Raw genomic sequence first — 17,440 nt, 5'->3', positions numbered from 1 at the left:
TTCAGCGGATTTTACATTACCTGACATAAGCCGACGGTTTTTGACCGCTTGGGCTATTTCGGCTCGTGGCTCATGCCATCCAGATGCACCACCGGATTCTCGGCGAACAGGTAGCGGTCGGCGTTGTATTCGAAGTCGTCGCTGGTGGCGTTAAACAGCATCTGCTTGGTGTTTTCCAGGTGCTGCCACATCGCCAGTTTGGCGGCGTAAGGATCTTTGCGCATCAGCGCCTTGAGGATCTGATCGTGATCGTCGCACCAGCTGGCGATCGAACGTTCGTCGATATGCTCGTGCAGTTTCTTCCAGTAAGGGTTGTTGACCCGCTGCACCCACATTTTTTCCACGATGGTGGCCATGGCGGTGTTTTGGGTGGCCAGCGCCACCTGCACGTGGAATTTCAGATCCCACTGCGAATCGCGGAAGCGATCCTCTTTACGGGCGTGCTCCTGGATCTCCATCAGCTGCACGATATCTTGTTTGGTCACCTGGGTGGCGGCGAATTCGGCGATGTTGCTTTCGATCAGCTGGCGCGCCTGCAGTAGCTCAAACGGGCCCGCGGTGGCGAACTCGATGCTGTCGCCCGGCACCACCAGGTGTTTTTGCTGGTTGGACACCACGTGGATCCCGGATCCCTTGCGCACGTCCACATAGCCTTCCACTTCCAGCATGATGATCGCTTCGCGCACCACGGTGCGGCTGACATTCATCTCTTCGGCGATGTATCGCTCGGCCGGCAGCTTGTCGCCTACCGGGTAGCGGCCGCTTTCGATACGTTGCTTAAGCTCGGCGGCCAGTTGCTGATACAGGCGTCTGGTTTCGGTGAATTCCATAGTGAATGCTCTATACGGTGCGGTGGGAGGGGGCGCGTGGCCATCGGATTTGTTATACCACTTATTCGGCACCGCTGCCAGAGGAGCAAAAGGCCCGGCGCGGCGGCCGGGCGGCGGGATCAGCTGCGCGCCGGGGCCGGCTGCAGCGTGGCAGGCAGCGCTTCGGCGGCCGGGCGGTTTTGCAGCACCGTCCAGATGACGATGGCGCCGAGAATGTCGAAGACCGACAGCGCGGCGAACAACGGGCTGAAGCCGAGGGTGTCCGCCAGGGCGCCGACCACCAGGGCGAACAGCGTGCTGGCGGTCCAGGCCGCCATGCCGGTCAGGCCGTTGGCGGTCGCCACCTCATTGCGGCCGAACACGTCGGAAGAGAGGGTGATCAGCGCGCCGGACAGCGCCTGATGGGCGAAGCCGCCGACGCACAGTAGCGCGATAGCCGCGTAAGGGCTGGTGAACAGGCCGATCATGCCGGGGCCGATCATCAGCACCGCCCCCATCGTCACCACCAGCTTGCGCGAGACGATCAGATTGACCTTGAAATATTTCTGGAACAGCGGCGGCAGGTAGCCGCCGACGATGCAGCCGAGATCGGCGAACAGCATCGGCATCCAGGCGAACATGGCGATCTCTTTCAGATTAAAGCCGTAGGCCTTGAACATGAACAGTGGGATCCAGGCGTTGAAGGTGCCCCAGGCCGGTTCCGCCAGAAAGCGCGGCAGCGCGATGCCCCAGAACTGGCGGTTGCGCACGATCTGCCAGGCGGACATCTTTTTGGCGTTTGAGGTCTGGTGCTGCGCTTCCTGGCCTTCGAGGATGTAACGGCGCTCTTCCTGGCTCAGTTTCTTCTGATCTTTCGGGTGCTTGTAGAACAGCAGCCAGCAGATGGCCCAGATCAGGCTCAGCACGCCGGTGATGATGAACGCCATCTCCCAGCTGTGCGCCACGATGGCCCATACCACCAGCGGCGGGGCGAGCATGCCGCCGATCGACGAACCGACGTTGAAATAGCCGACGGCGATCGAACGCTCTTTGGCCGGAAACCACTCGCTGCTGGCCTTCAGCCCGGCGGGGATCATCGCCGCCTCGGCCATGCCGACCGCGCCGCGCGCCAGCGCCAGCCCGCCCCAGCTGTTGGCCAGCGCGGTGCCCATACAGAACACCGCCCAAAGAATGGCGAACATGGCGTAACCGACCTTGGTGCCGAGCACGTCCAACACATAGCCCGCCACCGGCTGCATCACGGTGTAGCAGGCGGAATAGGCGGCGACGATATAGGAATACTGCTGGGTGGTGATGTGCAGCGTATCTTCCAGCGTCGGCGCCGCCACGGCGATGGCGTTGCGGGTCAGGTAACCCAGCACGGTGCCGATGGTCACCAGCCCGATCATGTACCAGCGTAACCCTTTAATTTTACGCATCCGAAATGTCTCCCCGTTTGAAGGTATGGCCGGCGATGCGGCTGGCGAGACAATAACCTGTCATACAGGTTTAAAAGTTGAGTGATATCACAAAAGGAATTATTCGCCTGAGCGATACTGTCGCCGGTGAAATAGGGCGTTTATGCCGCACATTTGCCGTAAAAACGAGCAAAAAAGGGATTGGAGGGCAGCAAAACGGCAGATGGCGGGAAAAATTTGCTGGACGATTGCTAAGATTGGTGTGATAACTTTTGTGATTCGATCCCTGTGCCGCACGGCAAGTAAGGTAAGGAGCCCGAGATGGCGACGTTTTTGAGCGAAGATTTCCTGCTGGACAGCGAATTTGCCCGGCGTTTGTACCATGACTACGCGGCACAGCAGCCGATTTTCGATTACCACTGCCATTTGCCGCCGCAGCAGATCGCGGAGAATACCCGCTTCAGCAACCTGTACGATATCTGGCTGCGGGGCGATCACTATAAATGGCGGGCGATGCGCACCAACGGCGTGGCGGAGCGGCTGTGCACCGGCGATGCGGGCGATCGCGAGAAATTCGACGCCTGGGCCGCCACGGTGCCGCACACCATTGGTAACCCGCTCTATCACTGGACGCATCTGGAGCTGCGCCGGCCGTTCGGCATCACTGGAACGCTGCTGTCGCCGAGCACGGCGGATGAGATCTGGCAGCGCGGCAATGCGCTGCTGGCGCAGGATGAGTTTCGCGCGCGCGGCATCATGCGGCAGATGAACGTGAAAATGGTCGGTACCACCGACGATCCGATTGACGATCTGCGCCACCATCGGGCGATCGCCGACGATCATAGCTTCGATATCAAGGTGTTGCCGAGCTGGCGGCCGGACAAGGCCTTCACCATCGATGCGCCCGGCTTCAATGACTATCTGCGGCAGCTGGAGGCGGCGGCGGACATCGCCATCGGTCGCTTCAGCACGCTGTGTGACGCCCTGTACAAGCGTATGGATCACTTCGCCGCCCACGGCTGCAAGGTGGCCGACCATGCGCTGGACGTGGTGGTGTTCGGCGAAGCCGATGAAGCGACGCTGGATGCGATCCTGCTGCGTCGCCTGAACGGCGAGCTACCGACGCCGGAACAGAGCGCGCAGTTCAAAAGCGCGGTGCTGCTGTTCCTGGCCGGCGAATACCGGCGCCGCGGCTGGGTGCAGCAATATCACATCGGCGCGCTGCGCAATAACAACAGCCGCATGTTGGCCGCCGTCGGGCCGGATATCGGCTTCGACTCGATCAACGATCGGCCGCTGGCGGAGCCGCTGTCGCGGCTGCTGGATGCCCAGGCGCGGCAGGGCGGCCTGCCGAAAACCATTCTCTATTGCCTCAACCCGCGCGATAACGAAGTGATCGGCACCATGATCGGCAATTTTCAGGGGGAAGGCACGCCGGGCAAGATGCAGTTCGGCTCCGGCTGGTGGTTCAACGATCAGAAGGACGGCATGCAGCGCCAAATGACGCAGCTGGCCCAGCTCGGGCTGCTGAGCCGCTTCGTCGGCATGCTGACCGACAGTCGCAGCTTCCTGTCGTATACGCGCCATGAGTACTTCCGTCGCATCCTTTGCCAGATGATCGGCCGCTGGGTGGTGGACGGCGAAGCGCCGGCGGATATCGCGCTGCTGGGCGAGATGGTGAAAAACATCTGCTTCGACAACGCCAAAAACTATTTCGCCATAGAACTGGCGTAGCCGTTATCCGGGACCGGTTTATGCAAAGTACGATAAAGATTCACGAGCAGGATAACGTGGCGGTGGCGCTGCGCGATCTGGCTGCCGGAGAGCGCGTTGAGCTGGAAGGCGCGGTCATCCAACTGGCGCAGCCGGTGGCGCGCGGGCACAAGTTTGCGCTCGGCCCGATCGACGAGGGCGAAGACATCATCAAATATGGCCAGCCGATCGGCCATGCGCTCGTGGCTATCGGGCCCGGGGAGCATATTCATTCGCAAAACGCCAAAACCAACCTGAGCGATCTGGACAGCTACCGCTACCAGCCGCAGTTCCCGGCGCTGCCGCCGCAGGCGGCGGATCGCGAGGTGCAGCTGTACCGCCGGGCCGGCGGCGGCGTGGGGATCCGCAACGAACTGTGGATCGTGCCGACCGTCGGCTGCGTCAACGGCATCGCCCGCCAGATCCAGCAGCGCTTTTTGCAGCAAACGCAGGCGGAGGGGATCGACGGCGTGCATCTGTTCAGCCATCCGTTCGGCTGCTCGCAGCTGGGGCAGGATCATGCCAACACCCGCATCATGCTGCAGAACATGGCGCGCCATCCCAACGCCGGCGCGGTGCTGGTGATCGGGCTGGGGTGCGAGAACAATCAGGTGGATGCCTTTCGCGCCACGCTGGGGATGGCGGACGAGCGGCGGCTGCGCTTTATGGTGTGCCAACAGCAGGACGACGAGGTGGAGGCCGGGCTGGCGCTGTTGCACGAGCTGTACCGGGAGATGCGCCACGATCGCCGCGAACCGGGCCGCCTGAGCGAGCTGAAGTTCGGCCTGGAGTGCGGCGGTTCGGACGGATTGTCGGGTATCACCGCCAACCCGTTGCTGGGGCGCTTTTCCGATTATGCGATCGCCAACGGCGGCACCACGGTGCTGACCGAAGTGCCGGAGATGTTCGGCGCCGAGCGCATTCTGATGAGCCGCTGCCGCGATGGGGAGACCTTCGACAAAACCGTCGACATGATCAACGATTTCAAACGCTATTTTATCGCCCATCAACAGCCGATATACGAGAACCCGTCGCCGGGCAATAAGGCCGGCGGCATTACCACGCTGGAAGAGAAATCGCTCGGCTGCACCCAAAAAGCGGGCCTGAGCCTGGTGGTGGACGTGCTGAAGTACGGTGAGCGGCTGCGCGTGCCGGGGCTGAATCTGCTCAGCGCGCCGGGCAACGATGCGGTGGCGACCAGCGCGCTGGCCGGTGCCGGCTGCCATATGGTGCTGTTCAGCACCGGGCGCGGCACGCCGTACGGCGGCTTTGTGCCGACGGTGAAGCTGGCGACCAACAGCGAGCTGGCGGCGAAGAAACCGCACTGGATCGATTTCGACGCCGGCAGCCTGATCCACGGCGTAGCGATGGAGACGTTGCTCAGCCGCTTCGTCGATCTGATCGTCGAGATCGCCAACGGCCGCCCGGCGCGTAATGAAACCAACGACTTTCGCGAGCTGGCGATCTTTAAAAGCGGGGTGACGCTGTAAAGCTGACAAAAAAGGCGCTCGAGGGAGCGCCTTTTTATGAAGCAACGCGCGATTAACGCACCTTCAGCGGGTCTTCGTTCGCCAGCCGCTGGTCTTCCGCCTGGCAGGCGGCGGCGGTGAACAGCACGTCGGTGGAGGAGTTGAGGGCGGTTTCCGCCGAATCCTGCAGCACGCCGATGATAAAGCCGACCGCCACCACCTGCATCGCCACATCGTTCGGAATGCCGAACATGTTGCACGCCAACGGGATCAGCAGCAGCGAGCCGCCGGCCACGCCGGAGGCGCCGCAGGCGCACAGGGCGGCCACCACGCTCAGCAGCAGAGCGGTCGGGACGTCCACCGCGATGCCCAGCGTGTTCACCGCCGCCAGCGTCAGCACGGTGATGGTGATCGCCGCGCCGGCCATGTTGATGGTGGCGCCCAGCGGGATGGAAACCGAGTAGGTGTCCTCATTCAGGTTCAGCTTCTTGCACAGCTCCATGTTCACCGGGATGTTGGCGGCGGAGCTGCGGGTGAAGAAGGCGGTCACGCCGCTCTCGCGCAGGCAGGCGAACACCAGCGGATACGGGTTGCGGCGGATTTTCCAGTAAACGATCAGCGGGTTGAGCACCAGCGCCACCAGCAGCATGCAGCCGAGCAGTACCATCAGCAGCTGGGCGTAGCCCCACAGCACGCCGAAGCCGGTTTCCGCCAGCGTGGAAGCCACCAGGCCGAAGATGCCAAGCGGAGCACAGCGGATCACCGCGCGCACCACCAGCGTAACCGCATGGGACATGTCGTTGATCAGCCCCTTGGTGGTTTCGGAAGCGTGGCGCAGCGCCAGCCCCAGCCCGACGGCCCACGCCAGAATACCGATGTAGTTGGCGTTAATCAGCGCATGGAACGGGTTGGCCACCACGCTCATCAACAGACCTTTCATCACCTCCACAATGCCGCCCGGCGGGGTAATGTCCGTCGCGCCGGTGGTCAGCGCCAGCGTAGAAGGGAAGATAAAGCTGACGACGACCGCCACCAGCGCGGCGGCAAAGGTGCCCAGCAGGTAGAGGAACAGGATCGGGCGAATGTTGGTCTTCTGCCCCTGTTTATGGTTGGCGATCGAGGCCATCACCAGAATCAGCACCAGCACCGGCGCTACCGCTTTCAGCGCGCCGACGAACAGGGTGCCGAGCAGGCCGACGGCGGCTGCGGCTGCCGGCGAAACCAGCGCCACCAGAATGCCGGCCACCAGGCCGACCATGATTTGTTTGACCAGGCTACCCTGCGTGATCCTTTGTAATAGTTTTTGCATAGTGCTTTCTTCCTGATGTTATCTGGCCGCCGCGGCGGGAACGACGCCGGGTAGCTTTATATGATTCTGTAACTAAGTGTGTTTGCCGAATCAGTATTCAGCAATCGAATGATGTTGGAAAGAGGCGGGGATGAAATTCTGAGCGCGGATCAACACTTGATAACATACTGGTTACATTTGTGTGATCGCAATAACGTTTGGCGTTTTGGGGGAATTGCCAAACAATCGCGGGGCGACTAGCGCCCCGGATAACAGATTGTGGTTATTTATTCGCCAGGCGATCGTTGCGGCGATTGACCCAGGCGTTGATCAGCAAGGTAAGCGTCAGGATGCTTGCCACCACGCCGAGCGACACGCCGATCGGGATGTGGAAGAAGTCGATAATCAGCATCTTGATGCCGATAAACACCAGGATCACCGACAGGCCATATTTCAGCATCGAGAAACGCTCCGCTACGTTGGCCAGCAGGAAGTACATGGCGCGCAGACCCATGATGGCGAACAGGTTGGAGGTCAGGACGATGAACGGATCGGTAGTCACGGCGAAGATCGCCGGAATGCTGTCCACTGCGAAGATCACGTCGCTCAGTTCGACCAGGATCAGCACCAGCACCAGCGGGGTGGCGAACAGGATGCCGTTGCGGCGCACGAAGAAGCGCTCGCCTTCCAGGCTGTCGGTCATGCGCAGGTGGCTGCGCAGCCATTTCACCAGCGGCTTGTCGCCGATCGCCGAGTCATCTTCCTTCGCCAGCGCCATCTTGATACCGGTGAACAGCAGGAAGGCGCCGAACAGATACAGCAGCCACTGGAACTGGCTGACCAGCCAGCTGCCGGCGAAGATCATGATGGTACGCAGCACGATCGCCCCTAGCACACCGTAGATCAGCACCCGCCGCTGCAGGTTGGCCGGCACGGCGAAGTAGCTGAACAGCATCAGCCAGACGAACACGTTATCCACCGCCAACGCTTTTTCGATCAGGTAGCCGGTCAGGAAGGCCAGCGCTTGGGTATCGGCGACGGCGCGCCCGGCGGTTTCATTCAGGTAGTACCAGAAACCGAAATTGAACAGCAGGGAGAGGCTGACCCACACCAGCGACCAGCTGGCGGCCTGCTTCAGGGTCATGGTGTGCGCGCCTTTACGGCCCTGCAACAGGAGGTCGATTGCGAGCATCACGACGATGACGGCGGCGAAGCTGCCCCATAACCACGGTGTGCCAACGGAATTCATCATCAGAGGTATCCTTCAAAAACAAAAACGGCCAACGTCGGAAGACGCCAGCCGCTCTGTGAACGCTGCAAGCAAACCTCGCCTTCCGGCAAGGTCTCACTTACAACGTTGATGAAGGTGGTTACACCTTTGACATCAGGTTGCCCGGTAACCGGATGCTTGCGCATCGTAATGACGATTGACCGGCAATGAAGTTACTCCCCTTTGCAGAGCAGAAAGTAATGCAAAATGTGTCGGCGGTCAACGTGAATCGCGTTAGCCGGCCATCGCTTTTTGCGCGCCGAGGCTGACGACGAATCCCTGCAGCAGCAGACGGCTGAACGGCGTGTCGCTAACCTGTTGTTGTTGCTGTTGATAGCGGGCTTGCTGCTCGGGATGCAGTTCGCCGAGCCACTGCAGATACTGGCTCATCACCGCGCCGTTGAATTCCGGATGGAACTGGGTGGTCAGGGCGTGATCGCCATAGCGCAGGATCTGGTGCGCGTCCTGCTGCGAACGCGCCAGCGTCTGCGCGCCGGCGGGCGGCGTCAGCACGCTCTGCGAATGGATAAGGTTGGCTTTGAAACGCGGCGGCAGCAGGGTGAGCCGCCGGTCTTCGGCCGCGGCGGGCAGCAGTTCGATCTCCAGCGTACCGACCTCCATACCCTGCGGGTGATAGCCCACTTCGCCGCCGAGCGCGTAGGCCAACAGCTGGTGGCCGTAGCAGACGCCGAACAGCGGCAGTTTGAGCGCCATCGCCTGACGCAGCCATTCGGCGGCTTCCTCGCTCCACGGCAGCTGTTCGGTCACCATCGCCGGTGAGCCGGTAATGACAACGCCGCAATAGGCGGCCGGCGGCAACGGCCGTTCGCCGGCGGGCAGATGCACGATGTGCGCGCGTTCGGCGTCGATATTGCCCTGTTGCAGGAACATACCTTCAAAATTGGCCAGTTCCTGACGAATGGCCTGCGGCGCGTCGCCGGTTTGCATCACGAGCAGCGGTTTCATCTCATTCTCCGTCGGCGGGGAAGACGACGCCGGTCTGGCGGCGGATGTCGGTCAGCAGGCGGGCGACGATCAGCGAATTCTCCAGCCCCGGGTGTTCCACCTGATGCTTCTCAATCAGCTCGGCGAAGGCCAGCGCTTCATACAGCATGGTATTGATGTGCTGCGGTTGGCTCAGATCCTGGCGGTTGCCGCCGCGCGGCGTCAGCGCCACGCCCTGACATTCGGAAATCTTGTCGATAATCAGCGTGCCTTCTTCCCCCTGGATCTCGCTGGGGATCGCCGAGTCGCTGACCTTGGAATGGGAAAGCGTGACGTCGAAATCGCCGTAGTTCAGGCAGACGGTGCCGTGGGCGTCCACGCCGGTATCCAGCAGCGTGGCGCTGGCCAGCACTGACTGCGGCGCACCGAACAGCGCTACCGCGCTGGCCAGGCAGTAGTAGCCGATGTCCATGATCGAGCCGTTGGAGAACTGCGGGTTAAAGGTGTTGGGGTTCTCGCCGGCGAGATAGCGCGGATAGCGCGAAGAGTATTGGCAGTAGTTGATAAAGGCTTTACGCAGCCGGCCGACTTTCGGCAATGCCTGCTGCAGTGCCAGGAAGTTTGGCAGATAGGCGCTTTTGAACGCCTCGAACAGCACCACCTGATTTTCCCGCGCGCAGGCTACCAGCTGTTCCGCTTCGCGCTGGTTGGAGGCCAGCGGTTTTTCGCAGATCACGTGTTTTTTATGGCGCAGGAACAGCAGCGATTGCGGGCAGTGCAGGGAATTAGGGCTGGCGATATACACCGCGTCTATGGCGTCAGACTGCGCCATCGCCTCGAGCGAGTCGAAAAACTGCGTGACCTGATAGTTGGCGCCAAACGCCTGCGCCTGGTCCAGCGAGCGTGAATACACGGCGCTCAGCTTGAGTTTGCCGCTTTCATGGGCGGCATCGATAAAACGTTCCGTAATCCAGTTGGTGCCGACGACGGCAAAGCGAATCATGGCGAGCTCCGGTCCAGGCCTAAAACCGCAGATTATCACGCCCTCACTCGCTATGCATACAGCTCGCCGAACAGCGAAAGGTGCGTCAGATACAGCCGGGTATCGAACTCCAGCTGGTGGTAATCCGGCTCCATATGGCAGCACAGGCTGTAGAACGCCTTGTTGTGATCTTTCTCTTTCAGGTGCGCCAGCTCATGCACCACGATCATGCGCAGGAAGGGTTCGGGCGCGACCTTGAACACCGTCGCCACGCGGATTTCCGCCTTGGCCTTCAGCTTGCCGCCCTGCACGCGCGAGATGGCGGTGTGCAGGCCCAGCGCGTGCTTCATGACGTGGATCTTGCTGTCGTAGGCTACCTTGCTCAGCGGTTGGGCGTTGCGCAGATACTGGTTTTTCAGATCGACGGTAAACTGATACAGCGACTTGTCGGTGGTGCAGTCGTGTACCTGCGGATAGCGCTGCAGCAGCACGTCTCCCAGCCGATTCTGATGGATCAGTTGCTGCACCTGGCTTTGCAGATGCGTTGGGTAGCCTTGCAGGTAGGTCAATTCAGACATTCTTGTTCCGTATCAACGGCCATTCAGCCGGTCATTCTATGCTGTTTTTTCGCTCAAATCCTGGCATACGCAATTTATCCGAAAAAACATTTTACTGACGGGCGTTTTTAGGGGATAAACAGCCCAAATTTTATCAGTCAGGAGGGGCAATGAGCCAACTCGATCTGGGAACACAGCAACTTGAGCTGGAGCGTTATCCCCAACAGGAAGAATCTACCCAGCTGCAGGCGTGGGAAGCGGCGGATGAATATCTGCTGCAACAGCTTGAAAACGTAGATATCGGCGGCCGTCCGGTGCTGATTTTCAACGATAACTTCGGCACCCTGGCCTGTGCGCTGCACGCGCATCGCCCTTACAGCGTCAGCGACTCGTACATGAGCCAGCTGGCAACGCGCCACAACCTGAAGCTCAACGGTTTGGATCCCGAGCAGGTCACGCTGTTGGACAGCCTGGCCGAGCTGCCGGCGGCGCCGGCGGTGGTGCTGATTCGCGTGCCGAAGGCGCTGGCGCTGCTGGAGCAGCAGCTGCGTGCGCTGCGCCACGTCGTGACCGAAGACACGCTGATCGTCGCCGGCGCCAAGGCGCGCGACGTGCATACCTCGACGATGCAGCTGTTTGAAAAGGTGCTGGGCCCGACGCGCACCAGCCTGGCGTGGAAGAAAGCGCGTCTGATCTTCTGTCAGGCGGCGGACATCGTCCCACCGGCGGCGGCGGAAACCACCGACTGGACGCTGGACGGCACCGATTGGCTTATCCATAACCACGCCAACGTCTTCTCGCGCGGCAGCCTGGATATCGGCGCGCGCCTGTTTATGGAGCATCTGCCGCGTGGCCTGAACGGCCACATCGTCGATCTGGGCTGCGGCAACGGCGTGATTGGCCTGACGGCGCTGGCGCAAAACCCGGAAGCGCAGGTGACCTTCGTCGATGAATCTTACATGGCGGTGGCCTCCAGCGAGCTGAACGTGGAGCACAACCTGCCGCAAGAGCTGGATCGTTGCCAGTTTGAGGTGAACAACGCGCTGGCGGGCATCGAGCGCGAAAGCGTGCAGGCGGTGCTGTGTAACCCGCCGTTCCACCAGCAGCACGCGATTACCGATCACACCGCCTGGCAGATGTTCTGCGACGCCAAGCGCTGCCTGCAGGTGGGCGGCGAGTTACGCATCGTCGGCAACCGCCACCTCGACTATCACCAGAAGCTCAAGCGTCTGTTCGGCAACTGCACGCTGGTAGCCTCGAACAAGAAGTTCGTGATCTTGAGAGCGGTGAAATCCGGCGCGCGTCGCTGAGCATGATGACCAAGGGGCGCCAGGCGCCCCTTTTTTACAGCGCCATCGCCAGCCGCATACCCTGATCGATCGCGCGGCGGGCGTCCAGCTCGGCGGCCACGTCGGCGCCGCCGATCAGATGCACGGTTTTCCCCATCGCCAGCAGCGGCTGCTGCAGCTCGCGGCGCGGTTCCTGCCCGGCGCAGATGACCACCGTGTCTACCGGCAGACAGCTGTCCTGCTCGGCGCGGGTGATGTGCAGGCCTTCGTCGTCGATCAGCCGATAGCTGACGCTGTTGAGCATCTTCACGCCGCGCATCGCCAGGCTGGCGCGGTGGATCCAACCGGTGGTTTTCCCCAGGCCTTCACCCACTTTGCTGGTTTTGCGCTGCAGCAGATAGATTTGCCGCGCGGCGCGTGGTGCCTGCGGCCCTTGCGCCGCCAGCCCGCCGCGCTGCTCAAGGCGGCCGTCGATGCCCCATTCGCGGTTGAATTCCGCCTGATCCAGGCTGCTGGACACGCCGTGCTGGCTGAGGTACTCGGCGGTGTCGAAGCCGATGCCGCCGGCGCCGACGATTGCCACCCGCTGGCCGACCGGTTTTTTATCGCGCAGCACGTCCAGATAGCTCAACACCTTGGCGTGGCCGATACCGGGGATGTCCGGGGTGCGCGGCACGATGCCGCAGGCGAGGATCACTTCGTCGAACTCGCTTAAATCCGCCGCCTCGACCTTGACGCCCAGCCTGACCGTCACTTCGCGCAGCGCCAGCTGGCGGCGGAAGTAACGCAGGGTTTCATGGAATTCTTCCTTGCCGGGGATCTGCTTGGCGATGTTGAATTGGCCGCCGATCTGATCGGCCGCGTCGAACAGCGTCACCTGATGGCCGCGGCTGGCGGCGGTGGTGGCGAAGGCCAGCCCGGCGGGGCCGGCGCCGATCACCGCCAGCTTTTTCGGTTTCTCCGTCATCGTCAACGGCATCTCGGTTTCGCGGCAGGCGCGCGGGTTGACCAGGCAAGACGTCAGCTTGCCTTCAAAAATCTGGTCGAGGCAGGCCTGGTTGCAACCGATGCAGGTATTGATCTCGTCGGCGCGTCCCTCGGCGGCTTTCTGCACAAAGGCGGCGTCGGCGAGGAACGGGCGCGCCATCGACACCATGTCGGCGCAGCCGTCCGCCAGCACCTGCTCGGCCACCGCCGGATCGTTGATGCGGTTGGTGGTGATCAGCGGAATACCCACCTTGCCCATCAGCTTGCGGGTCACCCAGCTGAACCCGGCGCGCGGTACCATGGTGGCGATGGTCGGGATGCGCGCCTCGTGCCAGCCGATGCCGGTATTGATGATCGTGGCGCCCGCCTGTTCGACCGCCAGCGCCAGCTGTTCAATCTCCTGCCAGCTGGAGCCGTCTTCCACCAGATCGAGCATCGACAGCCGGTAGATCAGAATGAATTCTGCGCCCACCGCCTGGCGTACCGCCCGCACGGTCTCGACGGCGAAGCGCATGCGATTGGTGAAGCTGCCGCCCCAGCGATCGTCGCGCTGGTTGGTGCGCGCCGCCAAAAATTGGTTGATCAGGTAGCCTTCGGAACCCATCACCTCAACGCCGTCGTAGCCGGCCTGTTGCGCCAGCGCCGCGCAGCGGGCGAAGTCGGCGATGGTCTGCTCGATCTCCGCTTCACTCAGCGCGCTTGGTGCGAAGGGATTGATCGGCGCCTGCAGCGCGGAAGGGCCCACCGGGTGTGGCTGATAGCTGTAGCGGCCGGCATGCAGGATCTGCAGCGCTATCTTGCCGCCCGCGCGATGAACGGCCTCGGTGACCGGCCGATGGTGAGGCAGCTGCGCCTCGCTGTTAAGGGTGGAACCGCCGCGATACACCACGCCTTTGTCGTTGGGCGCGATGCCGCCGGTGACGATCAGGGCCACGCCGGCGGCGGCGCGCTCGGCATAGAACGCGGCCAGGCGTTGCGGGCCGTCAGGCAGCTCTTCCAGGCCGGTATGCATCGATCCCATCAGCACCCGGTTTTTCAGGGTGGTGAAGCCGAGATCCAGCGGCGCAAGCAGGTGAGGATAATTGCTCATTGCACTCTCCATCGTTCATCCCCCGCCTCTTTCAACCTGCAGCGTTGTTGCCTGCGTTCGCTCGCCCCAGTCACTTACTTGAGTAAGCTCCTGGGAACGCCCGAACTTGCCGCCTAGCTGCAGGTTGAAAGCGATTGGGGATGAGCATCTGTTATTATTATGTGAACACAAGTGGTCGGATGAGATAAATCTAGCCGTTGTCGCGCCGCTTGGGAATCTGCGTTGTGCCGAATGTGATAGACGTCATGAATCTCAGGCACCGTTTGCATAACGAACAAAAGATCGGTTAACCTTTGCGCGTTGTAAATTCCTTCTCTCTGCGGAGCCATAACCGAAAATGAACAACCACACCTGTTGATATCGGGTCCCACGCTGTGCGCTCCCGCGCCCTGTGGGGATGTTTTGATCTCATTCAGGAGTGCTTATGGCTCATTTTGCGCAGTCCCCTTATTTCGTTTTACATCAACTGACCTGCCAATTTGCTGACGGCGAAACGCTGTTCGGCCCGCTGGATCTCGCTTTCGATCGGTCGCGCTGTGGCCTGGTGGGGCGCAACGGCGTCGGCAAAACCCAGCTGTTGCGCCTGATCGCCGGGCGGGATCGGCCGGGCATCGGGCACGTCGAATCCCATGCCGTATTGGCTTACGTTGCGCAGCAGCCGGAGAGCGCGGTGAACACCACGCTGGCGCAGCTGCTGGGCTACGGCGAGGTCTTCGCCGCGCTGGCGCGCATCGAGCAGGGGCGGCCGTTGGCGGACGACATCGAACGTCTGGAAGGGCGCTGGGATCTCAACGATCGCCTGCAAAGCGCCTTTGCCGCCGCCGGGTTGCCGGCCTTCGAGCCGCTGCGAGTCGCAAGCTCACTGAGCGGCGGCGAACGGATGCGTGCGGCGCTGTGCGGCGCTTTTCTGGGGGAGGCGGATTATCTGCTGCTGGACGAACCGACCAACCACCTCGACAGCGCCGGGCGCGCCTGGCTGTATCAGCAGCTGGATCAGTGGCACGGCGGGCTGCTGATCGCCAGCCATGACCGGCAGCTGCTGGGGCGTATGGAGCGCATCGTCGAACTGACGCCCGGCGCGCTGCGCAGCTACGGCGGCAACTACGACGACTACCGGCGCCAGCGCGACACGGAGCTGCAGGCGGCGCGCGCCGATCTGGAACATGCGCGCGAGGAGCGCCGCCGCACCCGGGCCCGTCAGCAGAAAGAGCACGACATGAGCCAGCGGCGCTCGGCGCAAACGCTGCGCGTCGTCGATACGCTGAACATCGCCTCCTTCGAACGGGTGGCCTACAAATCGGCGGCGAAGGAGAGCCTCGGCACGCTGCGCAAACAGCATCAGGATCAGCGCGCCAGCCTCGATGCGGCGGTGCGCGAGGCCTATCAGAGGGTGGAGGACGAGCAACCGGTGTTGCTGGCACTGCCGGGCAGCGAAGTGAGCGCGAACAAGCAGGTGCTGGTGCTCGAGCAGCTGCAGCTGCCGTTCGTCAGCGCGCCGCCGCTGGATCTGCGTATCGACGGCCCGATGCGCGTGGCGTTGACCGGCCCCAACGGCTGCGGCAAATCCACCTTGCTGAAAACCGTTCTCGGTCAGCTGACGGCGCTTTCCGGCCATTGTCATTGCCCGCTGTCGACGGCCTACCTCGATCAAACTCTGTCGCAGCTCGACCCGAGCCTATCGGTGATGGACCATCTGGGGCTGCAGGATTCGCCGCTGGCGGAAGGCGCGTTGCGCACCCGGCTGGCGCAGCTGCAGCTTGGCGCGGATCGCATCGCGCTGCCGCTGGGCTCGCTGAGCGGCGGCGAACGGCTCAAGGCGGCGCTGGCCTGCGCGCTGTGGCGGCGACAACCGGCGCAGCTGCTGTTGCTGGACGAACCGACCAACCACCTGGATCTGGCGTCGTCGCTGGCGATCGAAACTGCCCTGGCGGATTTCCCCGGCGCGATGTTGGTGGTATCGCACGACGAAGACTTCCTGCAGGCGCTGCGGCCGACGCACCGCCTGAACCGGCAGGCGGACGGCTGGCGGCTTCAGGCCTGGTAACGCGCAAAGGCGGCCCTAGGGGGCCGCCTTTTTCATCTAGGGGCGTTAATGCAGGCCAACAGTTGGGTGAAGGCTGCGGCCATCTGCTCTTCCGGTACGCAGGCAAACCCCATCAGCAGGCCGCGCCGGCGGTTGGGCAGCATGTAGTAGCGCGACAGCGGCCTCACCAGCACCCCCTGCGCGCCGGCGGCGGCGGCGATCGCCACGTCGTCGGCCTCGTCCGGCAGGTTGAGGATCAGGTGCAATCCGGCGTTGCTGTTGAATTCGCTGAGCGCCTGTTTGCCGAGGTGCTGTTCGATCAATCCGGTCAGGAAGGCGCGCCGCCGGGCGTACAGCAACCGCATGCGGCGGATATGCGCGGTGTAGTGTCCTGCCTGAATAAACTCCGCCAGCGCGCTCTGGATCAGCAGGTGCCCGCCGCGGTACAGCTCGGCGTGGGCGGTTTTCAGCGCCTGCACCAGCGGCGGCGGCAACACCACATAGCCGAGGCGCAGCGCCGGGTAGAGCGTTTTGCTGAAGGTGCCGATGTAAATCACCGGCGCGTCGGCCTCCAGCCCTTGCAGCGCCGGGATCGGTTGGCCGGAAAAGCGGAATTCGCTGTCGTAGTCGTCCTCGACGATCCAGCCGCCGGCGTTGCGCGCCAGCGCCAGCAGCCGTTGGCGGCGCGCCAGGCTCATCACCGAGCCGAGCGGATACTGGTGCGACGGGGTCACGAAGATCAGCCGCGGTGGGTTGGTCGGCTGCTCCGGCGGTACCAGCCCGGCTTCGTCCACCGCCAGCGGGCAGATGTTCAGCGCATTGATGCGCAGGATATTGCGGATCCCCCAATAGCCCGGCTCTTCGATCCAGGCGTCATCCCCCGGATTGCACAGCATGCGCGTCACCAGATCGATCGCCTGATGGATGCCCTCGGTGATCAGGATCTGTTCCGGCGAACAGCGCACCGAGCGCGCCACCCGTAAATACTCCACCAGCGCATGCTGCAGCTCCGGGCTACCGCCCTGATTGCTGTAGGTCAGCCGCTGCGGCGCCGGGCGGCGGCTGAGGCGCGCCTGGATCTTGCTGAACAGCTGATGGGGAAAGGCGTTGACGTCAGGCACGCCGGGAATGAACGCCCCCCACTGTTTGGGGCTGGCGCTGGCGTGGTGCAGCAGCGTGGCGCCGCGCTCCGACAGGTCGACGCGCCGCGGTTGCCCGCTGCCGTCCGCCGGGGCGCCGCCGGTGGACAGGCAGCTGTCCGGCACCGTGTCGGCGACGAAGGTGCCGCTGCCGGCGCGCGCCGACACGTAGCCTTCCGCCAGCAGTTGTTCATAAACGGTTAACACGGTGTTGCGGGACAGGCTGAGCTCCTGCGCCAGATCGCGCGAGGCGGGCAGGCGACTGGAGGGCGGCAGGCTGCCGTCGAGAATGCTGGTGCGGATCGCGTTGTAAAGCCGCTTGTGCAGCTTGTCATCGGGCTGTTCGCCGAGGCGCTGCAGCAACAGATCACCACTCAATGAGCGCAATTGGATCCCTCAATTATTCGTAACTGGCACTCGAT

14 protein-coding genes are annotated in these 17,440 nt (G+C 62.6%); 5 read left to right on the top strand and 9 right to left on the bottom strand.

The annotated features are described in order from the left end of the window. Positions 1–53: 53 nt before the first annotated feature. Positions 54–830, bottom strand: a complete 777-nt coding sequence (gene exuR / locus HMPREF3138_RS17375; RefSeq protein WP_038879576.1) for a transcriptional regulator ExuR — start codon at positions 828–830, stop codon at positions 54–56. A 119-nt stretch (positions 831–949) separates the two neighbouring features. Then, on the bottom strand, positions 950–2,248 hold the full coding sequence (locus HMPREF3138_RS17370; RefSeq protein ID WP_038879573.1) for an MFS transporter: 1,299 nt from the start codon (positions 2,246–2,248) through the stop codon (positions 950–952). 77 nt (positions 2,249–2,325) lie between these two features. Here HMPREF3138_RS17370 and HMPREF3138_RS26755 point away from each other — a divergent pair, with 77 nt between their 5' ends. From HMPREF3138_RS26755 to HMPREF3138_RS17360, 3 genes are read left to right on the top strand one after another with little or no spacing between them, the layout of a single operon-like run. Further along, positions 2,326–2,493, top strand: a complete 168-nt coding sequence (locus tag HMPREF3138_RS26755) for a hypothetical protein (protein ID WP_155523184.1) — start codon at positions 2,326–2,328, stop codon at positions 2,491–2,493. A gap of 55 nt (positions 2,494–2,548) precedes the next feature. Continuing rightward, a complete protein-coding gene (uxaC, locus tag HMPREF3138_RS17365; protein ID WP_038879570.1) occupies positions 2,549–3,961 on the top strand; it encodes a glucuronate isomerase in 1,413 nt (470 codons plus the stop codon). A gap of 20 nt (positions 3,962–3,981) precedes the next feature. Continuing rightward, on the top strand, positions 3,982–5,469 hold the full coding sequence (locus HMPREF3138_RS17360; protein WP_038879568.1) for a UxaA family hydrolase: 1,488 nt from the start codon (positions 3,982–3,984) through the stop codon (positions 5,467–5,469). Positions 5,470–5,521: 52 nt separating this feature from the next. Here the strand turns inward: HMPREF3138_RS17360 and sstT are convergent, their stop codons facing one another. The 5 genes from sstT to HMPREF3138_RS17335 form a co-directional block, all read right to left on the bottom strand. Further along, on the bottom strand, positions 5,522–6,757 hold the full coding sequence (gene sstT / locus HMPREF3138_RS17355; protein ID WP_038879565.1) for a serine/threonine transporter SstT: 1,236 nt from the start codon (positions 6,755–6,757) through the stop codon (positions 5,522–5,524). 262 nt (positions 6,758–7,019) lie between these two features. After that, positions 7,020–7,988 (bottom strand): TerC family protein, encoded by a 969-nt coding sequence (locus HMPREF3138_RS17350; RefSeq protein WP_038879562.1) that lies wholly within the window; start codon positions 7,986–7,988, stop codon positions 7,020–7,022. Positions 7,989–8,240: 252 nt separating this feature from the next. Then, the gene (locus HMPREF3138_RS17345; RefSeq protein WP_038879559.1) at positions 8,241–8,972 is read right to left on the bottom strand and encodes a glutamine amidotransferase; all 732 of its coding nucleotides are present in this window, start codon (positions 8,970–8,972) and stop codon (positions 8,241–8,243) included. A 1-nt stretch (position 8,973) separates the two neighbouring features. After that, on the bottom strand, positions 8,974–9,954 hold the full coding sequence (locus HMPREF3138_RS17340) for a Gfo/Idh/MocA family protein (RefSeq protein ID WP_038879555.1): 981 nt from the start codon (positions 9,952–9,954) through the stop codon (positions 8,974–8,976). A gap of 50 nt (positions 9,955–10,004) precedes the next feature. Beyond that, the gene (locus HMPREF3138_RS17335; RefSeq protein ID WP_004937154.1) at positions 10,005–10,511 is read right to left on the bottom strand and encodes a M48 metallopeptidase family protein; all 507 of its coding nucleotides are present in this window, start codon (positions 10,509–10,511) and stop codon (positions 10,005–10,007) included. A 149-nt stretch (positions 10,512–10,660) separates the two neighbouring features. Here HMPREF3138_RS17335 and rlmG point away from each other — a divergent pair, with 149 nt between their 5' ends. Further along, positions 10,661–11,800, top strand: a complete 1,140-nt coding sequence (gene rlmG, locus HMPREF3138_RS17330; RefSeq protein ID WP_015379148.1) for a 23S rRNA (guanine(1835)-N(2))-methyltransferase RlmG — start codon at positions 10,661–10,663, stop codon at positions 11,798–11,800. Positions 11,801–11,834: 34 nt separating this feature from the next. Here the strand turns inward: rlmG and HMPREF3138_RS17325 are convergent, their stop codons facing one another. Further along, the gene (locus tag HMPREF3138_RS17325; protein WP_038879551.1) at positions 11,835–13,856 is read right to left on the bottom strand and encodes an oxidoreductase; all 2,022 of its coding nucleotides are present in this window, start codon (positions 13,854–13,856) and stop codon (positions 11,835–11,837) included. Between the two features lie 424 nt (positions 13,857–14,280). Here HMPREF3138_RS17325 and HMPREF3138_RS17320 point away from each other — a divergent pair, with 424 nt between their 5' ends. Further along, positions 14,281–15,900 carry an ABC-F family ATP-binding cassette domain-containing protein gene (locus HMPREF3138_RS17320; RefSeq protein WP_038879548.1) on the top strand — a complete coding sequence of 540 codons (1,620 nt, stop codon included), beginning with the start codon at positions 14,281–14,283 and terminating at the stop codon, positions 15,898–15,900. A gap of 32 nt (positions 15,901–15,932) precedes the next feature. Here the strand turns inward: HMPREF3138_RS17320 and HMPREF3138_RS17315 are convergent, their stop codons facing one another. Beyond that, positions 15,933–17,405: a MocR-like pyridoxine biosynthesis transcription factor PdxR gene (locus HMPREF3138_RS17315; RefSeq protein WP_038879545.1), complete on the bottom strand. Its 1,473-nt coding sequence runs from the start codon at positions 17,403–17,405 to the stop codon at positions 15,933–15,935. Positions 17,406–17,440 lie beyond the last annotated feature (35 nt).

The sequence above is a fragment of the Serratia sp. HMSC15F11 genome, from assembly GCF_001808215.1.
In the GTDB taxonomy this organism is placed as follows: domain Bacteria; phylum Pseudomonadota; class Gammaproteobacteria; order Enterobacterales; family Enterobacteriaceae; genus Serratia; species Serratia nevei.
Note: the sequence above shows the minus strand (reverse complement) of the source record. Positions and strands in the feature narration are given on the sequence as shown.